Below are 21,475 nucleotides of genomic sequence, written 5' to 3' on the forward strand. Positions count from 1 at the left end.
TTGGTACTAGCTCAGTACTAACTCAGTACTAGCTCAGTACTAACTCAGTACTAGCTCAGTACTAACTCAGTACTAGCTTAACGATGAAGATAAGTGACAGTACTAGCCCAATCGCTAAGATTACTCCCATAATAATGAAAGGCAGAGGGGAGCGGCTTCGAAAGTCTCTCCGTCTGTTCTGCTCACTCTGAACCCCGAGAAAAGCCGCTAAGGTACTCATAAAAAGTCGAAAGAGCTTAGTTAGCACGACCGAATGGTCTAGAAGCTATCTTGTGTATTGTTTGTCGGGGGAACATCATCGAGTGGGCTCTCTGTATGACCGTAGAGGAGTTCCAGCAGATCGACAAAATGTAGCTGGTTAGAGCGACTCTTGCCCGCAAACCAAGTGGTCCAGCTCAGGGCTTCAGTCTGACGAGCACAGCGGTTATTAGGATGGCTGGCTGGTAAAAGGAGTTATAGCTGGAAGTGGAGCTGCTGCAGACGCAAGCGGAGGCCGACTCGGAAGTCGATAGGCTCTGGACACCCATGGCTGTGATTGCAATCGCGGATGCAGTAACGGCAAGAACACAGGCAGATGTTATACTCGCTGTGAGCTTCTTTCCCTTTATTCAACAGCCCTCGCAGGTCGCATAATTATAACAAACTAGATTGCATTTTGAACATATTTTTAAGCTGATTAATAATAACATATAAAGGCATGACTTATTTTATGCGTGACCTTGTTTAATTTGACATCGGCTCTAGAGGCTTATGTCCGTAGAAGGTAGAATAGCGTACTTCTTAGACACAGTATGAGTTTGCTATGCGCCCTTTTCTTATCGCCCCCTCTATTTTATCCGCCAATTTTGCCCGCTTGGGCGAAGATGTCGATGCTGTTCTCAATGCCGGTGCCGACGTGGTTCATTTTGATGTTATGGATAATCATTATGTGCCTAACCTGACAATAGGCCCTATGGTATGTAAGGCATTGCGCGATTACGGTGTCACCGCCGAGATTGACGTACATCTGATGGTTAAGCCCGTGGATCGTATGATTGTCGATTTTGCCAAAGCCGGTGCATCGATCATTACCTTCCATCCGGAAGCGACAGATCATTTAGACAGGAGTCTGCAGTTGATCAAAGAGTCTGGCTGTAAGGCCGGTCTGGTGTTTAATCCTGGTTCGCCATTACATTATCTGGATCATGTGATGGATAAACTCGATGTCATCCTCTTGATGTCGGTTAATCCGGGTTTCGGTGGGCAATCTTTTATCCCTGCAACACTGGATAAGCTGAGACAAGTGAAGCAGCTTATCGATGCGAGTGGCTTCGATATTCGTCTTCAGGTGGATGGTGGCGTCAAGGTCGATAATATTGCCGAAATTGCCACAGCGGGCGCCGACATGTTCGTCGCCGGCTCTGCTATTTTCAATAAGCCGGATTACAAAGCCGTTATCGATGAGATGCGCAGTGAACTCGCTAAACTTGAGTGTTAATTTATGACATGTTGGAAAAATATCAAGGCGATCGCATTCGATCTCGATGGTACACTCATCGACAGTGTTCCGGATCTCGCCGCCGCCACTCAGGCGACGCTGTCTGAGCTCGATTTACCTGGTTGTACCGAAGAGCAAGTGCGCGGCTGGGTGGGGAATGGCGCTCAGATGCTGATGAGCCGGGCGCTAACTCATGCTCTGGAGCGAGAGGTCCAGCAGGATGAGTTAGACAATGCCATGCCCAAGTTTATGCATCATTATCAAGATAACTTGCAACAGCATAGTCGGCTCTATCCTTATGTGAAAGAGATCTTAGCGCAATTGACGGCGCTTGGTTTTCCTCTGGCGATTGTCACCAATAAGCCATATAGGTTTACCCAACCACTGCTGGAAGCGTTCGACATCAGTCAACACTTCTCTCATGTTCTAGGTGGTGACTCACTGGCAAGAATGAAGCCGGATCCCATGCCATTAACTCACCTTTTATCTCATTGGCAGCTCGAGCCCGATGAGCTCTTGATGGTTGGGGATTCAAAAAATGACATTTTAGCCGCAAAAGCCGCTGGTATTACCTCGATAGGCTTGACCTATGGGTACAACTACGGTGAAGATATCGGGCTAAGTGACCCGGATGCGGTCTGTGAGCAATTTAGCGACATCATGGCGCTGGTAAATACCAGCCTCAAAGTAACGGAGCAAAAAAACCTATGACTAACCCAGCAAAACCCATAGTACTCAGCGGTGCACAACCGTCTGGAGAGCTAACAATAGGCAACTACATGGGTGCATTGAAACAGTGGGTTGCTCTGCAAGACAGTCATGACTGCCTCTATTGCGTTGTCGATCTGCACGCCATCACAGTGAGGCAAGATCCTAAAGTGCTCAGGGAAGCCTGTTTGGACACCTTGGCTTTATATCTTGCTTGTGGAGTCGATCCTAAGAAGAGTACGGTATTCATTCAGTCTCAGGTTCCTCAGCATACTCAGTTAGCTTGGGCGCTCAATTGCTATACTCAGATGGGCGAGCTGAATCGCATGACTCAGTTTAAAGACAAGTCGCAGAAGCATGCCAGCAACATCAATGTGGGTCTGTTTGCCTACCCGGTACTGATGGCAGCAGATATTCTTCTGTATCAAGCCAACGAGATCCCAGTTGGTCAAGATCAGAAGCAACACCTAGAATTGACACGTGATATCGCGACTCGTTTCAATAATGCCTATGGTGAGACTTTCACTATTCCTGAGCCATACATTCCTGAGCTCGGTGCTAAGGTGATGTCGCTACAAGATCCGCTTAAGAAGATGTCCAAGTCTGACGATAACCGTAATAACGTTATTGGCCTACTGGAAGATCCTAAGAAGATCATCAAGAAGATTAAGAAGGCGATGACAGATAGCGATGAGCCACCCGTGGTACGTTTCGATACCGAGAACAAGCCAGGTGTATCTAATTTACTTAGCTTAATGTCAGGTGTTACGGGTAAGAGTATTGCCGGTCTCGAAGCCGAATTTGAAGGTAAGATGTACGGCCATCTAAAAACTGCGACGGGCGAAGCCGTGGTCGAGATGTTAGAGCCGCTACAAGCGCGTTATCGTGAATTTAGGAAAGATACTACATTCTTGCATCAAGTGATGCGAGATGGGGCCGAGAAGGCTCAGGCTCGCGCCGAAGTTACCGTTAAGAAGGTCTATGAGAAGATTGGACTACTCGTCTAGGTTAACTCTTGTTTTCTATATAAAGCCGACCTCGAGTCGGCTTTTTTATGCTTATTCTTGCCCCTTGATCCAATCGATAAAGGCTGTGATGGCGGGTTCTTTCACTCGGCTTTTTTTACAGCTGAAGTTAAACTCGAATCCCGTATAGATATCGGGTAGATCTAGGCTCACTAGACGGCCGTCAGCGATATCTTTCGTCACCATAAAGTCAGACGCTAATGCTATACCTTGGCCCGCGATTGCTGCCTCTATGGCGAGTAAGACATGGCTAAATGCATGCATTTGTTGTGCCTCGGGAAATACCAGTTTGTTTTCCTGACTCCAAAGTTGCCAATCGAACCCTTGGGGGCCTTCATCCACTGTGAGTAAGGGATGGTTAAACAAGGAGGCTAGTTCGATTTGTTCACCTCTCTCGAAAAGTTCAGGACTGCACACAGGAATGAGCCGTTCTTGGTGAAGCCGTTGATGCCAAAAACCTGGGTGGTCAGTCTGTCCGCAGATAAACATATCGGCGACGCTATCGGATAACTCAGGATCATCGGTGATCATATTGAGTCTGATGTTGATGTCAGGGTGCTGTCGCCTAAAGTCGCTAAGGCGTGGGATTAACCACTTTACGGCGAATGAGCTATAGACCGCGAGCCTGAGATCTTGGCTGTAACCACCTGATATCTTCTGATTTAACCTGCTTAGGCTGTCGAAAATATGACTCAGCTCCTGATAAAGTAACTTGCCTTTCGATGTTAGTTGCAGCCCTCTTCCCTCCCTGATAAATAGCTTCTCAGAAAAATGCTCTTCGAGGACACGTACCTGATGCGATACGGCGCTCTGAGTGATAAATAATTCATCGGCGGCGCGGGAAAAGTGTTCCTGTCTGGCGGCGGCTTCGAACACCTGAAGTGCACGTAAAGGCGGTATTTTTCGCATAAGTGAGTCCGGGATAATGGTCTTATATATGAATCTAATTCATATAAGATGAGAAAGCATCATTTCAGCTTAAGTTTTTGTGTGGTTAACATGCACCCCATTACACATAGATAATTTGAGAATTAACATGAAACCAACTGTCATGCTGGCACTCGGCTTACTCATAGGGGGCAATGTGTTTAGCGCACTCTATGATGTGTCCATAAAATGGCTTCCCGATGAGGCTAATGCTGCGACATTTTTATTCGTCAGGCAAGTGACATCAATCCTGATGCTATTGCCCTTATGGTTTGTTCTGGGAAAACCTAAATCCAGCCATATAAAGGTACACCTGGTTAGGGCGAATATTGGGGCCTTTGGGGCCTTGTTGCTGATTATGGGGCTTATGTCGCTGCCACTCGCCACGGTAAGCTCGCTATTTTACACGGCTCCGCTGATGATAGTCTTGATGGGTGCCTTGTTTCTAAAGGAGAGACTAGGGCCGATAGCCAGCATCTCTAGTGTACTGGGGTTTATCGGCATACTCATCATACTAAGACCGAGTGAGATGAATTTATTTGGCTTTTTAGTCCTAGTTGCGGCGCTGACTTTTGCGATAAATCAGTTATTGTTGAAGAAGCTATCGGTAAATGAGTCGCCAGTAGTGACGCTCATCTTGTATAACCTGCTCAGCATCCCCTTGGTGTTGATACTCGTGTCTTATCAAGGCATATCGGGACTAAGCTGGACTCTGGTGGGTCTTGCTGTCACCAGTAATCTGTTCTTACTCCTGTATCAGTGGCTGTGTGTTTTAGCCTATCGGCGGGCTAAGGCGAGTGAAGTCGCCATTGCCGAGTACACGGGTCTGGTATTCTGTGTCTTCTTCGGTTGGCTGTGGTTTGGTGAGTGGTTAGATGGGCTGAGCTGGCTTGGAGCGGGATTTATCATCCTGCCATCCCTGTTGCTACCGGGTATCTTTTCTGGCGTCAGCAAGCATCAACTGATGGCGCGTATCGGTCAGTTTTATCCGAGCCAAAGAATGACTAAAAGATAGTGACTTAAGGGTATCTAAGGCTAGCTAACAGTCTGGAGATTAAAATCTGTTGCTGGCTTGTATTGATATTTTCTGGTGTCAGCAAACGTCAACTGATGGCTCGCATCGGTCAGTTTTATCCGAGCCATCGAATGACCAAAAGAGTGAGCCTGAAAAGATAGCGGCTACAGAGAGTGGCTATGAACCCGGTGATTCGAAGACCTTGATGACCTTGCGTACACCAGCGGTATTTCTGGCCACATCGACCGCCAGCTCAACTTGATCTCTGGCAACGACACCGAGCAGGAAGACTTCGCCATTTTCCGTGATCACCTTGATGCGTGTCACATCCAGATTGTCGGTACTTAACATCCGGCTTTTGACCTTAGTCGTGATCCAAGTATCATTACTTCTGGTGGTGAAGGAAATTGGATTGCCTATGCGGATCTGATTGTGGATCTTACCGCCAAGCTTCAATTGCTGTACGGCACGGATCGCCTTGTCCCTTAACATGGAATTTGGCGCCTGGCCAATCATCAATGTGTTACCGTTCATCATCACACCTGTGATGTTGGCCTGATTCTTTACATCTTCAAGCTTGGCCAGTTCACTGGAGATCTGAAAGTCGGCATTGGTATCATCGAGCTGGGTCTGAAAACTCCGCTCATCGTTGACCATCATGGCGCCGCCGACCGCGCCTAGCATTACAGCGCCGGCGCAGCCTTGCAGCATGAGAATAACTGCCATTAACGGGAGTAATCTTCTCATGCTATTATACCATTTCGAGTAAGTATCTGAACTAACCAGATACTTATATGGGATGGTATTAATCCTTGAATTGGTAGATTTTGCATTACTGCTCATCCTGAGGGAAGAGAGTGCGATCGATATTGTCACACAGGCAGTGAATGACCAGCAGATGAACTTCCTGGATACGCGCCGTACTGTTTGAAGGCACGCGGATCTCTACATCGTTGATGCTAAGCAGGCCAGCCATCGGGCCGCCATCTTTACCCGTCAAGGCTACGATAGTCATGTCTCGGCTCAATGCGGCTTCTATCGCTTTGATCACGTTGACTGAGTTACCACTGGTAGAGATCGCCAGCAAAATATCGCCAGATTGTCCCAATGCTAAGATCTGCTTGGAGAAGATTTCGTCATAGCTATAATCGTTAGCTATGGCTGTAATCGTAGACGTATCTGTTGTCAGTGCAATCGCAGGTAGCGGCGGGCGTTCAACTTCGAAGCGATTTAATAGCTCGGCCGAGAAGTGTTGTGCATCTCCAGCGCTACCACCATTACCACAGGCAAGGATCTTGTTGCCGGCCAGCAGGCATTGAACCATCATCTGTGCCCCCTTCTCGATTGATTCAGGTAGCGCCTCGGAAGCATCGATCTTGGTTTGAATCGAATGAGTAAAGCTATCTTTAATACGTTCTAACATGGGGAAATCCTTAACTATATATCTGTTTGCTATCATGCCATAAGTCACTAGCTGCTTCTGACATCAATGATTAAATTTATTTTAAAAAGCGTTCTTGAGCCAATATAGCTGATCTGGCTCTATTCCTATTAGATCGAATCGGCAAATAACATCGAGATGTTTGATCTGCATATAATGCTCAGCAGCCCGTCTCAATCTCTTTATTTGCTTGGCGCTCAACGCATGTAATACACCGCCAAATTGGCTCTTAGCGCGATACTTTACCTCGACAAAGATTAGCGTCTTGCCTTGGCGCATGACTAAATCGATTTCGCCAAACTTGTATCTGACATTCTGTTCGACGAAGGTTAGTCCTTGTTGTTCTAGGTATTTTTTCGCTTGGCTTTCGCCTAGCTGACCATGTTCACGTGGAATATGATGCATGATAAAGAACCCTTATTGCGGGCGTAGGCTGCCTCTCTGGTAACGGCCCCAGCTGAGCTTGCGGTTAACAGTGCCATCTGGAGATACGGATAACATGCCGCTTCGCCCCGAGAATTGGTAACCGGGTAGTACACGCATCTGGGCAAGTTTACCGACTAATTCCAGCGCATCATAACCCATGATGTAGAGGCGTTTCTGAGCAAAGCTCCAGGTTGGCCAAAGCTGCTCTATTAATTGAGTCTCGCTATTGCTGCCGATCAACCAAGGGATATCGCTGATGATCAGGTTGTTGAGTTCTTGAGATACTTCTCTCGAATTATCTTCAACCCGGCTGCGGCTGGTGGTGTAAAGCGGCACCGGCTCGGCAAACACACTGAAGTTGACGTCGATAAAAGGCTTTAATAGAGGAAGATCTTTATTGCCGGAGATCATGTAGATGGCATCGATATCACGGCGTGAGCGAAAGTCGGCTTTGACCTTGCTACCCAATAATGCCTTGATCCGTGCGATACGCTCTTTGCTGTCGATAACGCCCAGAGATTTTTGTACCGTGACTTTCATCTTATCGCCGGGATCGTAGTAATGGATCTCGGCAGGCTTGTGGGTTAACTCTGCCCAGGCCTTGCTGAAGCTGTCAGCCATTCTACGGCCCACCGAATTGTTACTGGCTAACACCAGAGGTGTGATGATGCCATCGGCAAATAACTTCTCGGCTGCATCGCTAGCCTCATGAGCTGGGGATAAGGCGAAATAGAATTGGTCATCGTCAGGGATAAAGTCATCTACATGGTTTAAATATAGCTGGGGTACTCGCTTTAACATGACTGGCGCTTGAGCCTGTGTCGCTAATTTACTTGTCTGCTCGCTATTGCTGGCAGGCGTGACAACTGCGGCGGGTATTGGCTGTTGCAACTCTTCGACCTCAGATTGTAGCAAGGGGCCGATGACAAATTCGGCGCCTGCTGCCATGGCTTGTTGATAGGCAAGTTGAGCGCCATTAGCGGTATCGTAAAAATTAATCGAGACATTATCATCCGGGTTGGCCAGGTAGCGTGACATGATGCCATGCTTGACTGAGCTAGCGACTCGGGCTCTAGGGCCTGTCAATGGCAGCAAGACGGCGATGTTATGCGGATTATAAGGTTTAGTGGTTAAGGCTTTCTCGAGATCCGTAGGTAACTTGATCGAGGCCGGGTGTGTTGGGTTGGTATCTTGCCAATTACCTAAGTGCTGCACCAGTTCATGGGGATTAATCGCATAGTGTTTGGCTATATAAGCCAGCTGTAACCAACCTGAAAAAACCGCATCTGCAGCGTCTTGGCTAAAACTCAGTAAAGTTTGTTCATGCAGGGGCTGTAAGATGTGCCAGATGCTGTCATTGACTTCACCGGCTTGAGCCGTTGGCAACAGCATGCTTAAGAGACTCAAGTGTCTAGCTTGCTCTATGGGCTGTTTAGTCAGCTGATATAAACGGGCTTTGAACTGGTAGTAGGCTACCATTTGCCAATCGGCGAGTTGCCATTTGGCCGGGTAATTCAGTTCACGCAGGGCATTATCATAGGTCGAGGTTAGCTCGAGTGCCCTTGCGGTTAAATATTTATGCTCGGCAACTAGCTCAGTTTTTTGTAATAGATTCGATTTAATCGAGGCTAATGTCTTATTCGCGGCATTTCCATCACCTTGATTGATAAAGGCGTGGGCAGCAAGGAGTGCGTATCGGTTTTGCATTTCTGCGTTATCGGCACTCGAGGCTTTTACCAGGTAATCCGCTGGCTGCAGAGGAGCACTCACCAAGGATACCTGAGTGTCCTTGGGTATTATTTGGCTTGTCGTTGACCCACAACCGATTAAAATAGTGGCTAAAACCGCAATAGAAATAAATTTAGTTGTATTCAGTCTTTTCAACACAGGTCTTCACTCTGGTAAGATGCAGCCAATAGTTTAACCTTCTCTTACGCCTGACGAAAGTCTTGTAATAGTCAAACTGAGGTAGATATGGATCTGGCGGTCGCTCTTTACATAGTTCCAACCCCCATCGGCAACCTTGGCGATATTAGTTCTCGCGCCATAGATGTGCTTAATAGTGTCAAATTAATCGCCTGTGAAGACACGCGTCACAGCGGTAAACTTCTGAGTCATTTCGGCATAGAAACCAGAAAAACGTCGCTGCATGATCATAATGAGCGAGACAGAGCCGATTGGATCATTCAAAAGCTGAGTAATGGTGAGCCTGTTGCGCTGATCTCAGACGCGGGCACTCCCTTGATCTCTGATCCTGGTTATCATCTGGTTTCTGCCGTGAGAGCGGCGGGATACGATGTCATTCCTTTGCCTGGGCCATGTGCCGCCGTTACCGCGTTGAGTGCTTCAGGCTTGCCATCGGATCGCTTCACTTTCGAAGGTTTTCTGCCATCGAAAGAGAAAGGCCGATTCGATAAACTGACGGCCCTCAAAGAAGATCCAAGAACCTTGATCTTCTACGAGTCACCTCATCGTATTGTGCAGAGTCTCGAGTCATTTTTGGCGGCTCTGGGAGAGGACCGACAGATAGTGATGGCCCGTGAAATCACTAAGACCTTCGAAACCTTTCTTTCGGGAACCGTGGCTGAAGTGCTTGAGATGGTTAAGAATGACCCTAACCAGCAGCGTGGTGAAATCGTGCTCATGTGTCACGGTTATCGTAGCGCGAAAGATGATGCGGAGATTCCAACTGAAGTGGTTAATACCCTTAAGTTACTTGTAGAAGAGCTACCGTTAAAGAAAGCGGCGGCAATCGCCGGACAGATCTACGGGCTAAAGAAAAACGCACTGTACAAATATGGTTTAGAGATAGGGCTGTAAAAGCGGTTGCGAGCGTGAAGTTCGAGGACGTCACTAGGTGACTAGGGAGAACATGGCTTTGCGAGTTCGGCCTTAGAGAACGCGACTGCGTCGCTGTGAGTAAAGCGAGAGTAAGCTTTCGCTCATCTTTATCCAGATTGGCATAACAACTTGCCGTAGTCGCCAACACTCGCTATAATCCGCGCCGAGTTGGCCAGACAGTTGCCGCGTTCGTAAGAACGGGGAGGAAAGTCCGGGCTTCATAGAGCAGGGTACCAGGTAACGCCTGGGCGGTGTGAACCGACGACAAGTGCAGCAGAGAGGAGACCGCCAATCTTCGGATTGGTAAGGGTGAAAGGGTGCGGTAAGAGCGCACCGCACGGCTAGTAATAGTCTGTGGCGAGGTAAACTCTACCCGAAGCAAGACCAAATAGGGTTCCAGTACTTTTAATAGTTAATGCGTGGCTCGCGTTGGAACCGGGTAGGTCGCTTGAGCCTGTGAGCGATTGCAGGCCTAGATGAATAACTGTCCACGACAAGACCCGGCTTATCGGCCAACTCAACCATTTAGAAAAGCCCGCCTATCGAAAGATAAGCGGGCTTTTTGCTAAATGCACCGCAGCGCTTAGCAGCCTGAGCTTTAGCTGGCAAATGGCTGCATTCAATGTCTGTCTATCGCTGGTGGTCATACCTTTGTTGATCAACGCTGGCAATATGAGTCTTAACTGATATTGCGCTAACTTTATATTGGGAAGGATAAATTCAGTGGGTCGATAGTGACAAGGATAGACCCAAGTTATGGTTGATTTAGCGTAAAGCCTCACTGAGGTAATCCAGTAGCATGCGAACTTTTGGCGATAAGTGTCGGTTATGCGGATAGAGAGCCCAGATCCCCTCATCGGGTTGTCGATTATGCTCTAATATTGGCACCAGCTGACCGGATTCAATGAAAGGTAAAACATAGTAATCAGGTAGTTGTACTATGCCTATGCTTTTGATTGCCGCATCGACAAGCGCATGACCGCTATTACAGGTTAAATTCCCCCTGACTCTGATATTTCTTGTCTTACCATTTTCTTGGAAGCGCCAGTAATCGAGTGTGCCCTGCAGGCAATTATGTTGTTCTAATTCGGACAATGAGTGAGGTAAGCCATACTTCGAGAGGTAATCAGGTGAAGCGCAGACATATATAGTCCTCGATCCCAGTCTTTTTGCCATCATACTCGAGTCTTCGAGTTGACCTAGCCTAACGGCGAGATCGAAGCCTTCATCGATAAGATCGAGCTTCTGATTCGTTAAGGTTATTTTGATCTCAAGCTCGGGATATTTTGCGATGAAATCATTGATTAGCGGTGCTAACGTCCCCTCACCATAGGTAACCGGAGCGGTAATCTTTAACAGTCCTCTAGGCGTGCTCTGCAAGTTAGTAATGGCACGCTCGGCTTCTTCGAGGCCATCGAGTACTTGTCGACAATGTTGATAATAGATTTTGCCCACTTCGGTGACTGATACTTTTCGTGTGGTTCGATGAAACAGTTTCGTTGCCATTCTGGTTTCCAGTGCACTGACTTGTCTGCTGACTTGTGCTGTGGAGATCCCTAGACGTTGTGATGCCTTGGTAAAGCTTTCGGCTTCGGCTACGGCAACGAACTCACTTACACCTTCCCAATTAAACATTATTACTCTCAAGAAATTATCTTTGCTGAATATCCTCTAATTATTATCAAATTTAGGCTAAATGCAATTTAAAGTTTAACTAGCATTTTAAACCGTCAATGGGTCACATCTAGCATCAAAGTGGGCTTGTTGGTGATATTTATTATTACGGTATATAAAAAGTAATTTTCCAAAAATAGGGATTATCAACTTATCTGTAATGAATATAATCGCTGCCATCGAATGGTCAAGGTGTCATCCAGTCTCCGTTTTCAGTAGTTATTATGATGTAGAGAGGCTGCAAGCTTTTATTTAATCTAAGGAAATACAAATGAGTACAACATTTTATATGCCTCCTATGTCGATGATGGGCCCCGATGCCATTAAGCAACTCGGTAGTGAGCTCAAGGCGAGAAACTTTAATAAAGCGCTAATCGTGACAGATAAAGCGCTGGTCGATATTAAATTAGTCGACAGGCTTACCGACGAGTTATCTGCTCACGACATCGCGTTTAGCATCTTTGATGGTGTAAAGCCTAACCCAACAGAAAAAAACATCGAGCAAGGTCTTAAGTTACTTAAAATTCAAGACTGTGATTTTGTCATTTCATTCGGTGGTGGATCTTCTCACGATTGCGCTAAAGGCATAGCCTTAGTGGCAACAAATGGTGGTCATATTCGTGACTTCTCTAAAGGGGTGCATTTATCTGCTAAGCCACAACTACCTCTGGTCACCGTGAATACGACTGCTGGTACAGCGGCAGAAATGACGATATTTGCCATTGTTACCAATGAAGAAGATGAGACGAAATACCCGATTGTAGATAAAAATCTGACACCGATTATCGCAGTGAATGATTCAGAGCTTATGGTGGCGATGCCTAAGTTTCTGACTGCAACAACCGGTATGGATGCATTGACCCATGCGGTTGAAGCTTATGTTTCTACGGCAGCGACGCCAATAACCGATGCCACAGCCATTAAGGCTATTGAGCTCATCTCAATGAACTTGCTCAGAGCTGTTGATAACGGCGAAGACCGAGAAGCACGTGATGCGATGCAGTACGGTGAATATCTGGCTGGTATGGCTTTCTCTAATGCCTCATTAGGTTATGTACATTCCATGGCTCACCAGTTAGGTGGCGTTTATGACCTAGTGCATGGCTTATGTAATGCCATCTTGCTGCCATATGTTTCTCGTTTCAATGCCGCAGTTAGTAGTGAACGATTTGCCGACATTGGCAAAGCAATGGGCGTCGATACGACAGGCATGGATGCGGCAGATGCGGCAGAAGCTGGCATTGTCGCAATCGAGACACTTTCAGCCGCAGTGGCTACCGATCAGAAGCTTGCCGATCTTGGAGTAAAGCAAGAAAGGCTCGAATTTATGGCGATAAATGCCTTAAACGATGCGTGCTCTTTAACCAACCCAAGAAAGGCTAGCACTCAAGAAATTATCAATATTTTTAATCAAGCTATGTAAGTAGCTGGCTAAGCCTTGTTGAATAGGGCTTAGCCATATTTTTGGAGTAATCATTATGAAAATGTTAATTCATCCTCAGGTCGATAATGGCACCATAGCAACAGCTGAAGGTTTTACTGGCGGATCATTGCAATGCCAGTGTTCACATCATCTTGTTGAAGTGACCATTGCGGCGCAAACGGCACACAACCATGTCTGCGGTTGCAGTAAATGCTGGAAGCCTGAAGGCGCTCTGTTTGCTCAGATAGCTGTGGTTTCAAAGGATAAGGTCACTGTGACTGCCAATGCTGATAAATTACAGGTCATAGATGAGTCGGCGGCAATTCAGCGCCATGCTTGTAAAGAGTGCGGTACCCATATGTATGGTCGCATCGAAAACACCGGGCACCCTTTCTATGGTTTAGACTTTGTGCATACAGAGCTGTCTAAGCAGCAAGGTTGGTCAGCGCCCGAGTTCGCTGCATTTGTTTCTTCAATCATAGAGTCAGGAACAGCACCCGAAGAGATGGCGGATGTTCGCGCCACATTAACTGACTTGGGACTGGTGCCATATGACTGCCTATCTCCAGTATTAATGGATGTCATCGCCGCTCATGTTACCAATAACCAGTAAGATCTGATGACTAATCGATGCTGATTATATCGGCATACTGGCTATCATAAAACAAGCGCTCTAGGGCGCTTTTTTATTTTAGATTACATAACTTTATTACCAGTAGGTAAAAGTGATTTGTTATTTTGCTAGATTATCATCTGAATGATTACGAATATAATAGCCGCAACACAATCAATATCCCAATCTATGCCGCGGGCTAAGCCTGCCAACCTCTTTACTATAAGGCTTATATTATGAGTTGGATTTTTTTATTACTGGGTGTCATGGCCGAAGCTTTATCTCATGTGGCGCTTAAGGCGACCGATGGTTTTAGCAGACCTTTGCCTGCTGCATTGGTGATCCTCGGGCATTTGACGGCGTTTATTTTTCTGGGTCAAGCCATGAAGGGGATGCCTGTGGGCGTGGTACATGCGCTTTGGGCTGGCTTAGCCATAGTGACTGTCACACTATTATCAGCTTTGTTTTATCGCCAACATCTAGACTTAACCGCTTGGATTGGGATGGCGTTGGTTGCCGCTGGTGTAATGATGATAAATATATCCCAGGGGCATAGTCATTAAAGAGTGCGCACTCTATTTTCTACAACCTTAGGCGATACTGCTAGAGCACTCTTTGAACGAGTAAGTCATCAAGTTCATATGTGATTTTTGCCTGGATGGCTAATTGTTTGGTTAACATTCAGGATTTTTTATTCTTGTTGGCCGAGTCTAGCTTTTCTGCGTCTGAGCTGTCGTCAGCATCGGCAACAGGCTGGGGAAAGTCTGATTCCATGGTTGCAGGAATGATACTTTCAAGCAGTGCATCCGGTGATATCGGCTTCAATTCTTCTACCTTGAACTCTTCCATCGGCGCTTCTTTATCTGTCTTGACGGCATCTTCCAGTGCTTCCTGACACACCACGCCCTGGAACCCCTCATTGGTAACGTAATAGGCATAGTTAGCCGGGATACGTTTCATCTGCTTGAGCGCTTCACCTATAGTGTCGGCGGTGAGACGATATGCCGGTGGCTTCATGACGGTCTCAAGCCATTGTTTGGCTTTGGCATTTCTCGTGGCCTTATCTATCCCTTGTACACTGAGACCATAGGCCACATTTTCCAGTACGCTTCTGCGGTAAACTATTTGATAGCACTAAGTTAACATGCTGTGTGCATTGTTAACGGCATTCTGGTTAAGGTCATCGAGTTTAATCATCTTGCTGGCCAAGGGGGCAATTATCTAGTTGAACATCTCAAGGTGATAGAAAGCCGATTTTTAGAAATTAGCTAACGCTCTAAAATCTTGTCGATTATAGGCTTGTTGGCTTCGGGGAAGTCGTAGTCTGGTAAATCGGATTTAGCTACCCACTTAACTTCCTGCCCTTCAAGCCCATGAGCTTCTCCTGTGAAACAAGTCACCCAGTGGATATCCAAGAGTACTTGCTTATCCGGGTAGTCATGACTGATGCTCATCAGGGAGCTTGTGTCTGTGATGGTTAAATCAACTTCCTCTTTCAGCTCTCGGGTCAAGGCTTGGGTAACAGATTCTCCTGGTTCGACTTTGCCTCCGGGAAATTCCCATTTTCCACCTTGGTGTAAGTGATCGAGGCGTTTGGCCAGTAGGATCTGATTTTCTGCATTCATTATCACGCCTACAGCTACATGTACTCTTTTGGTTTTAGCTATCGAGGCTGACAATTGGATTAATCCTCTTTGAAGAAGCTTGATTCATCATATCCCTCTACATCCAGAGTCTCATAACCAAATTCAGGTTCAACTGGGATCACATGTTTTTCGGATGCCCAGTCACCTAGGTCGATTAGTTTACAGCGGTCGCTGCAGAAAGGTCTAAATTTGGACTCTGAATTCCAGATCACCTCTGTTTGGCAGGTGGGACACTTTACTCGGGTTGTCATTGTTCGGTCTCTATAAGTTACGCTTACAAAATGGGCTTAACTGTGAACTAGCCTAGGTTTAGCAATTTAAGCATGATGTTTGATATGAAACCTATGATACTGGCTTTAGATACAGGTTGCTAATTTAAACTCTATCGCTTGCTTCGAGTGTTTTAGTTGCTCGAACTGCACGAAGTGAATTGCGTATCTATTCTTATGACCGCTAATGGTAGGATAACAGCCTTGATGTGAGTCCAGTTGTACCCTAATTAATGACAGTGCCTGATTACTATTACCTTGATAGAAACCATATTTTGCCACGGTTTCAGTATACTCAGTCGTTAACCTGGTTAGTTCTAGAAGCAGACTAATAGGTGTCAGTATGACGCTAAAGGTATCTAGCCACTGTGAGTACTCTTGTTGTCGAACATCCCAGGGCTTAGCTAACCAATAATGAAGTTGTGGCAGGTCAAAATTACAACATGCTCCAGGCATATTGAACCTTTGGCGTAGAGCCATTAAGAAGCGATTCTGTTTTAGTTGGCTACCGGGTCTTTCGCTTATTTGCAGTGTCTCTCTGGCGTCAGATAATAGGGATAAGTATTTATCGATTTGCTGTTTATCTATATGGGGCAGATTCTTCCAATTCGATAGGAATAAAATTTTTTTATTGAGATCTTTGAGTACTTCGCCGCGATAGTCACACCGCTCAGCCAGCTCACATAATGAGAAAAGGGGGTGGAAACAACGATTTTGATGATCTTGAGTCAAGTTCATTTGCAGTTGTTGTTCAAGATACTCGAGCCTAAGGTAACTGCGAGTCTTCTCGTTTAGAGGTTGTTCATAGATCAATTCAGTCATGGCGTTTATTAAGCATTATTGGACAATTTCAAATAATTATTATGCAGTGCAATTACTTTGCTTTTTAGCGCCGATATCTCTCCATGATTGTCTATGACATCATCAGCTTTAAGCAGCTTCTCGGCTCTTGGGGCCTGGCTACTTATAATTTTTTCTACTTGCTCGTGAGTTAGCGCATCCCTGTGAACGGTACGCTTTCGTTGTTGTTCAGGTGAAATATCAATCAAAAGTGTACGATTTACTAACCTATCTAATTCATTCTCAAATAGCAAGGGAGCAACCAGAATTGTGTAGGGTGACGACGTAGCCGCTAATTGATTTAGCATCTCGGTACGTATCATTGGATGCAACAAGTCATTGATCCAGCGTCGCTCTTTCGGCTGACTGAAGATGATTTCTCTTAGAGCGGCTCGATCTAAGCTGTTATCTTGGTTTAATATCTGTTTACCGAAATGGGCCGCTATTTGATTTAAGCCGCTAGTGCCTATTGCGACCACATCTCGTGCGACGATATCTGCATCGACTAATTCTATGCCTAATTCTGCAAATAGATTGGCGACTGTAGTTTTACCGCTACCTATGCCGCCAGTTAAGCCAATTAAATATTTAGCCATAATCCTACTCGTTAACCATTTATGAAGAGCTCTAGCTTATAGGGTGGATAGATACCAGGCATTGATATCACTGCCCCAGATCATGGCTATCCAGCCCGCTAGCGCGATATAAGGGCCAAAGGGAATTGGATTACCGTGATTGAGTTTTTTACTGATGATCAGCATGATGCCAACGACTGCGCCGACTATCGATGATAGCAGTATGATGAGTGGCAGTAACTGCCAACCAAACCAGGCACCAAACACGGCTAACAGCTTAAAATCGCCATAGCCCATGCCATCCTTGCCTGTTAATAGTTTAAACGCCCAGAAGACACTCCAGAGGCTCAGATAACCCGCGGCAGCACCGATTAATGCGTCGCTGCCGCTGGTAAAGGTGCCATTTAGGTTAATCAATAAGCCGAACCATAGCAGGGGAAGGGTGAGTTGGTCGGGAAGCAGCATTTCATCGAGATCTATACCTGTTAGCGCCATCAGCACAAAAGTGAGTAATGTTGCGCAGGCAAATTCCCAGGTAGGGCCGAAATGCAGCGCGAGAAAAGCCACCGCCAAGCCAGTCAATAATTCTATGATTGGGTAGCGCGCCGATATAGCTGTGCTGCATGAGGCACACTTTCCTCTTAGCATCAGCCAGCCAATAACAGGCAGGTTATGCCAGGGCTTAATATCGGTCTTACATTTCGGGCAGGCCGAACCCGGCACGATCAGGTTATATTTCTCAGGATAGTCATCGATGGCTCGTTCGAGCTTTTTTGAGATGGGAGCTACAAGCTCTTTATGATACTCGTTGAGGTATTGGTTACATTCTTGCTGCCACTCACGTTTCATCATCACCGGCAAGCGATGAATGACCACATTGAGAAAGCTACCTATGACGGCGGCAAAGATAAAAGCGATAGCGCTAAACAGCCACAAATTGTGGCTTAATATGGTGATTAATTCTGACATCTATTTTGTTCTTCTATTGGGAGTCTTTTATTGATCTTGCTAGTTACTTACAAAGGATGCTAGATAATCTTACCCATTTCGAAGATGGGAAGATACATGGCGACGATTAAGCCCCCGACTAGCGTACCAATCACCACCATCATGATAGGTTCGATCAGGCTAGAGAGTCCATCTACGGCGTCATCGACCTGCATCTCGTAAATATTGGCCACCTTGTTGAGCATATCATCGAGTCCACCGGACTCTTCTCCTATCATCACCATCTGGATCAGCATATCGGGAAATAGCTTAGTAGTACGCATGGCAACGTTCATCTGCATGCCCGCCATCACTTCGGTGCGGACCTTGAGTACCGCTTTTCGATAAACGGCATTACCCGATGCGCCAGCGGAGGACTCTAAGCCATCGATTAGCGGGACGCCTGCAGCAAATGTGGTCGCCAGTGTACGTGCGAAACGCGCCATGGCGGCCTTATGCAGTATGGGGCCAATAATCGGTATCTTAAGGAGTAAAACATCGACTTTATCTCTAAACAATTGCGAATTTCTATGGGCACGCTTAAATAGAAAAATGCTGACCATGATGATCACCGCAAATATATACCAGGAGGCTTGCAGTGCCTCCGATATTCCGATGACGAACTGAGTAAAGGAGGGCAGTTCGGCACCGAAACCGGCAAAAATCTCCTGGAACTGCGGCACCACAAACAGCAACAGCAAGGTTGTCACGCCTATGGCAACCACCACCACGGCAGCCGGGTAGAACATGGCCTTCTTGATTTTAGATTTAAGTGCCTCGGCTTTCTCCCTGTAGGTTGCGACGCGATCGAATACGGCATCTAAGGATCCCGAGTGTTCCCCCGCGGCGACCAGATCCACATAGAGATCATCGAAATATTGCCTATGAGGCCGCAATGCATCGGAGAGCGGGATACCGGCTTGGACATCGTTTACGATCGTGCCAAGCAGCTCGCGCATCTTGGCTTTCTCATGACTGCGGCCCAGCATCTCTATGGTGGTCACCAGCGGCACCCCGGCCGAGAGCATGGTGGCTATCTGGCGGGTGATCATGGCGATATCCATGGCGGTGATCTTAGGAGCACCCAGCTGGAAGAGACTCGCCGATTGCTTCTTCACCGATTTTGGGCTGACCCCCTGAGTCTTTAGCTGACTTCTCACTTCGGCAGCCGTGGCACCTTTAAGCTCACCTGAGGTTTTTTGACCGGCTTTGTTGACCCCTTTCCATTCGAAGGTATAGATCTTAGCTTGGCTGTTAGCATTGGCTCTCTTAGCTCTTGCCTGTCTTTTTTTAATGATGCTTGTGGTAGCCATGGCCGTTCCTTAAGATAAAATTTGTAGAACCTAGAACCTAGAACCTAGAAACTGGTGACTCGGTTGATTTCGGCGATGCTGGTGACGCCCTGGATGACCTTGAGTAGCCCAGACTCGCGTAGATCGCGCATGCCCTGCTCCTTGGCCATAGTGGCTATTTGTAAGGAGTTACCCCCCTCCATGATGATGCGCGCTATCTCGTCCGATATCTTCATCACCTCATAGATGCCGACCCGGCCCTTGTAGCCGCCGGAGCAGAGATCGCAACCAACAGGTTTATAAGTGGTGATGCCTGCCTCTATGTCAGCTTGCTTAAAGCCTAGCCTCTCTAGTTCGTGTACCGGAACGTCTTCTGTTTGCTTACACTCGGGGCAGAGGCGGCGCGTCAGACGTTGAGCGATAATCAGGTTTACCGAGCTGGCTATGTTATAGCCAGGCACGCCCATGTTGATAAGGCGGGTCAAGGTTTCGGCGGCAGAGTTGGTGTGCAGTGTCGACAATACCAGGTGGCCGGTCTGAGCCGCCTTGATGGCAATTTCGGCGGTCTCTAAGTCGCGAATTTCACCCACCATGATCACATCGGGATCTTGACGCAGAAATGAGCGCAATGCAGACGCAAAGGTCAGGCCCGCCTTGAGGTTGATATGGACCTGGTTGACCCCTTCGAGGTTAATCTCCACCGGATCTTCGACGGTAGAGATGTTGCGGGCCTCGGTGTTGAGTATGTTGAGGCCGGTATACAGGGAGACGGTCTTGCCTGAGCCGGTAGGGCCGGTGACCAAGATCATGCCCTGGGGTTTTTCCAACATCTCCTCGTACAGCTCGCGCTGATCGTCTTCATAGCCCAATTTCTCTATGCCTAGTTGCGCCGAGGAGGAGTCGAGGATACGCATCACTATCTTCTCGCCCCAGATGGTCGGCAAGGTGCTGACCCGAAAATCGATAGATTTGGTGCGTGACAGCTTCATCTTGATGCGGCCATCTTGGGGGACGCGGCGCTCGGCGATATCTAGCTTGGACATCACCTTGAGCCGAGACGATATGCGGGCGGAAAGATTGACCGGCGGCTCGGAGACTTGATGCAGGATGCCATCGATACGAAAACGGATACGGTAACGTTTCTCATAGGGCTCAAAATGCAGATCCGATGCGCCTTTACGGATGGCGTCGGTCAAAATTTTATTGATATAGATGACGATGGGCGCATCGTCGCCACTCTCACCTTTTTGTTCTTCTTGGTGCTTACTGGGATCATCTATCTCGATATCGGCCAGCGCCGATTCGTCGATACCACTGATATCCAGAGCCGAGATATCCTCCTCCAGCACCTTGTCTATGGCCTTGGTGAGCTTATCATCTTCGACCAGTATGGCTTCGGCATGCAGGCCTGCGCTAAATTGAAAGTCTTCTAAGGCTGCTATGTTGGTGGGGTCTGATGTGCCGATATAGAGGCGGTTGCCGCGCTTAAACAGCGGCAGGCACTTATGTTTTTCGATCAGCTTCTTATTGAGGAACGCTTCGGGAATGCTGGCAATGTCGAATTCATCGAGATCCAGTAGCGGCGTGCCATATTCTTCGTAACAGAGCTCGGCTATCTCACGGGCTGAAATCAGCTTTTCTGAGACTATGGTGGAAACGAGGGATTGCTTAAACTGGCGGGATTTGGCGATAGCGGATGCTATCTGCTCTTCGCTGAGCAAATTTTTACGAATAAAGAGGGTAGATAGACCTAAATGCAAGCCGGTAGTGGGCATTTTTTACTCATTTAGTTGATTACAAAAAAGTGTGAGTGAGCTATGTTGAATTCTCACTCACACTTAAATCTCGCTTACGGCTAGTTTTTATTTAAACTAGGCTTAAGGAGTTTCTTTAAGTAAGACCTGCACCTTTCTTACATAAAGTTAAATCTGCAGTACTAGTCATTGTTAACACCACGCCACCAGCATTATCAAATTTTGCTTCTAGTTTACATTTAGCTTCTTCCCAAGTCAGTGTAAACTCACCATCTTGAGTAGGATCCTTTGCTACTTCACCAAACTTACTATTTTTCTTAGCTTCTTTTGCAATACCTGTACAGCCAATCCCTGTTGTGATACAGGCCTGAATTTTTGTAGAAAAAGATGTAACTCCCTTCATCGCCGCGCCACCTTGAGCCGCGGTCACGTAATCTTTATAGGCTGGCAGTGCGATGGCGGCGAGAATACCGATAATGGCCACCACGATCATTAATTCAATTAGGGTGAAACCCTTAGCACTCTTGTTACCTGCCATAGTG

Annotated in this window: 24 protein-coding genes, 1 other RNA gene and 1 pseudogene; 9 read left to right on the top strand and 17 right to left on the bottom strand. The window is 47.0% G+C overall.

All coding sequences use genetic code 11. The annotated features are described in order from the left end of the window. Positions 1-61: 61 nt before the first annotated feature. Together KT99_RS21005 and KT99_RS23625 are read right to left on the bottom strand one after the other, a co-directional pair. Positions 62-247: a DUF2970 domain-containing protein gene (locus KT99_RS21005; RefSeq protein WP_083804858.1), complete on the bottom strand. Its 186-nt coding sequence runs from the start codon at positions 245-247 to the stop codon at positions 62-64. A gap of 11 nt (positions 248-258) precedes the next feature. After that, positions 259-608, bottom strand: a pseudogene (locus KT99_RS23625) (hypothetical protein). Between the two features lie 194 nt (positions 609-802). Between KT99_RS23625 and rpe the strand changes: the two are divergent. Genes rpe through trpS form a run of 3 tightly spaced genes read left to right on the top strand, consistent with a single transcriptional unit; the run spans position 803 to position 3,192 of the window. After that, entirely contained in the window at positions 803-1,477 is a 675-nt protein-coding gene (rpe, locus tag KT99_RS14810; protein ID WP_005501540.1) for a ribulose-phosphate 3-epimerase, read from the top strand. 3 nt (positions 1,478-1,480) lie between these two features. Continuing rightward, positions 1,481-2,188, top strand: coding sequence for a phosphoglycolate phosphatase (locus KT99_RS14815; RefSeq protein ID WP_005501542.1), 708 nt, complete (start codon positions 1,481-1,483; stop codon positions 2,186-2,188). Next, a complete protein-coding gene (trpS, locus tag KT99_RS14820) occupies positions 2,185-3,192 on the top strand; it encodes a tryptophan--tRNA ligase (RefSeq protein ID WP_005501544.1) in 1,008 nt (335 codons plus the stop codon). Before KT99_RS14815 ends, trpS begins: the two co-directional genes overlap by 4 nt. A gap of 51 nt (positions 3,193-3,243) precedes the next feature. Here the strand turns inward: trpS and KT99_RS14825 are convergent, their stop codons facing one another. After that, positions 3,244-4,119 carry a LysR substrate-binding domain-containing protein gene (locus tag KT99_RS14825; protein ID WP_005501545.1) on the bottom strand — a complete coding sequence of 292 codons (876 nt, stop codon included), beginning with the start codon at positions 4,117-4,119 and terminating at the stop codon, positions 3,244-3,246. 127 nt (positions 4,120-4,246) lie between these two features. Here KT99_RS14825 and KT99_RS14830 point away from each other — a divergent pair, with 127 nt between their 5' ends. After that, positions 4,247-5,152 carry a DMT family transporter gene (locus tag KT99_RS14830; protein ID WP_005501547.1) on the top strand — a complete coding sequence of 302 codons (906 nt, stop codon included), beginning with the start codon at positions 4,247-4,249 and terminating at the stop codon, positions 5,150-5,152. A 177-nt stretch (positions 5,153-5,329) separates the two neighbouring features. On the opposite strand, the gene KT99_RS14835 is transcribed toward KT99_RS14830, so the two are convergent. The 4 genes from KT99_RS14835 to KT99_RS14850 all read right to left on the bottom strand — a co-directional run bounded on the left by KT99_RS14835 (position 5,330) and on the right by KT99_RS14850 (position 8,906). After that, positions 5,330-5,899, bottom strand: coding sequence for a BON domain-containing protein (locus KT99_RS14835; protein WP_040572055.1), 570 nt, complete (start codon positions 5,897-5,899; stop codon positions 5,330-5,332). Positions 5,900-5,984: 85 nt separating this feature from the next. Continuing rightward, positions 5,985-6,575, bottom strand: a complete 591-nt coding sequence (locus KT99_RS14840) for a phosphoheptose isomerase (RefSeq protein WP_005501552.1) — start codon at positions 6,573-6,575, stop codon at positions 5,985-5,987. A gap of 81 nt (positions 6,576-6,656) precedes the next feature. Further along, entirely contained in the window at positions 6,657-6,998 is a 342-nt protein-coding gene (locus KT99_RS14845; RefSeq protein ID WP_005501553.1) for a YraN family protein, read from the bottom strand. A 12-nt stretch (positions 6,999-7,010) separates the two neighbouring features. Further along, positions 7,011-8,906 carry a penicillin-binding protein activator gene (locus KT99_RS14850; RefSeq protein WP_040572056.1) on the bottom strand — a complete coding sequence of 632 codons (1,896 nt, stop codon included), beginning with the start codon at positions 8,904-8,906 and terminating at the stop codon, positions 7,011-7,013. Positions 8,907-8,993: 87 nt separating this feature from the next. Here KT99_RS14850 and rsmI point away from each other — a divergent pair, with 87 nt between their 5' ends. Both rsmI and rnpB read left to right on the top strand, forming a co-directional pair. Then, positions 8,994-9,839 carry a 16S rRNA (cytidine(1402)-2'-O)-methyltransferase gene (gene rsmI, locus KT99_RS14855; protein WP_005501555.1) on the top strand — a complete coding sequence of 282 codons (846 nt, stop codon included), beginning with the start codon at positions 8,994-8,996 and terminating at the stop codon, positions 9,837-9,839. 185 nt (positions 9,840-10,024) lie between these two features. Further along, positions 10,025-10,384, top strand: an RNA gene (rnpB, locus tag KT99_RS20200) — RNase P RNA component class A. Between the two features lie 241 nt (positions 10,385-10,625). Here rnpB and KT99_RS14860 read toward each other — a convergent pair. Then, entirely contained in the window at positions 10,626-11,495 is an 870-nt protein-coding gene (locus tag KT99_RS14860) for a LysR substrate-binding domain-containing protein (protein WP_005501557.1), read from the bottom strand. Between the two features lie 310 nt (positions 11,496-11,805). On the opposite strand from KT99_RS14860, the gene KT99_RS14865 reads away from it, so the two are divergent. From KT99_RS14865 to KT99_RS14875, 3 genes are all read left to right on the top strand, one after another. Continuing rightward, positions 11,806-12,957 carry an iron-containing alcohol dehydrogenase gene (locus tag KT99_RS14865; protein WP_040572057.1) on the top strand — a complete coding sequence of 384 codons (1,152 nt, stop codon included), beginning with the start codon at positions 11,806-11,808 and terminating at the stop codon, positions 12,955-12,957. A gap of 55 nt (positions 12,958-13,012) precedes the next feature. Continuing rightward, positions 13,013-13,570, top strand: coding sequence for an S-(hydroxymethyl)glutathione synthase (gene gfa, locus KT99_RS14870; protein WP_005501560.1), 558 nt, complete (start codon positions 13,013-13,015; stop codon positions 13,568-13,570). A 236-nt stretch (positions 13,571-13,806) separates the two neighbouring features. Continuing rightward, a complete protein-coding gene (locus KT99_RS14875; protein WP_005501561.1) occupies positions 13,807-14,133 on the top strand; it encodes a DMT family transporter in 327 nt (108 codons plus the stop codon). A gap of 118 nt (positions 14,134-14,251) precedes the next feature. Here KT99_RS14875 and KT99_RS14880 read toward each other — a convergent pair whose 3' ends face one another. From KT99_RS14880 to KT99_RS23430, 9 genes are all read right to left on the bottom strand, one after another. Continuing rightward, complete coding sequence (locus KT99_RS14880; RefSeq protein ID WP_005501563.1) at positions 14,252-14,665, bottom strand: hypothetical protein; 414 nt, start codon at positions 14,663-14,665, stop codon at positions 14,252-14,254. Between the two features lie 173 nt (positions 14,666-14,838). Continuing rightward, positions 14,839-15,249: an 8-oxo-dGTP diphosphatase MutT gene (gene mutT, locus KT99_RS14885; protein WP_083804859.1), complete on the bottom strand. Its 411-nt coding sequence runs from the start codon at positions 15,247-15,249 to the stop codon at positions 14,839-14,841. Positions 15,250-15,254: 5 nt separating this feature from the next. Next, positions 15,255-15,467 carry a DNA gyrase inhibitor YacG gene (yacG, locus tag KT99_RS14890; protein ID WP_005501566.1) on the bottom strand — a complete coding sequence of 71 codons (213 nt, stop codon included), beginning with the start codon at positions 15,465-15,467 and terminating at the stop codon, positions 15,255-15,257. 105 nt (positions 15,468-15,572) lie between these two features. Then, on the bottom strand, positions 15,573-16,307 hold the full coding sequence (gene zapD / locus KT99_RS14895; RefSeq protein WP_005501568.1) for a cell division protein ZapD: 735 nt from the start codon (positions 16,305-16,307) through the stop codon (positions 15,573-15,575). Between the two features lie 8 nt (positions 16,308-16,315). Beyond that, the gene (coaE, locus tag KT99_RS14900) at positions 16,316-16,921 is read right to left on the bottom strand and encodes a dephospho-CoA kinase (RefSeq protein ID WP_005501569.1); all 606 of its coding nucleotides are present in this window, start codon (positions 16,919-16,921) and stop codon (positions 16,316-16,318) included. 36 nt (positions 16,922-16,957) lie between these two features. Then, complete coding sequence (locus KT99_RS14905) at positions 16,958-17,869, bottom strand: prepilin peptidase (protein ID WP_005501571.1); 912 nt, start codon at positions 17,867-17,869, stop codon at positions 16,958-16,960. Between the two features lie 59 nt (positions 17,870-17,928). Then, complete coding sequence (locus KT99_RS14910; RefSeq protein WP_005501572.1) at positions 17,929-19,200, bottom strand: type II secretion system F family protein; 1,272 nt, start codon at positions 19,198-19,200, stop codon at positions 17,929-17,931. Between the two features lie 44 nt (positions 19,201-19,244). After that, positions 19,245-20,954 carry a type IV-A pilus assembly ATPase PilB gene (gene pilB, locus KT99_RS14915; protein WP_005501573.1) on the bottom strand — a complete coding sequence of 570 codons (1,710 nt, stop codon included), beginning with the start codon at positions 20,952-20,954 and terminating at the stop codon, positions 19,245-19,247. A gap of 115 nt (positions 20,955-21,069) precedes the next feature. After that, the gene (locus KT99_RS23430; protein WP_040572058.1) at positions 21,070-21,471 is read right to left on the bottom strand and encodes a prepilin-type N-terminal cleavage/methylation domain-containing protein; all 402 of its coding nucleotides are present in this window, start codon (positions 21,469-21,471) and stop codon (positions 21,070-21,072) included. Positions 21,472-21,475: the final 4 nt, after the last annotated feature.

It is taken from the genome of Shewanella benthica KT99 (assembly GCF_000172075.1).
Lineage (GTDB): Bacteria > Pseudomonadota > Gammaproteobacteria > Enterobacterales > Shewanellaceae > Shewanella > Shewanella benthica_A.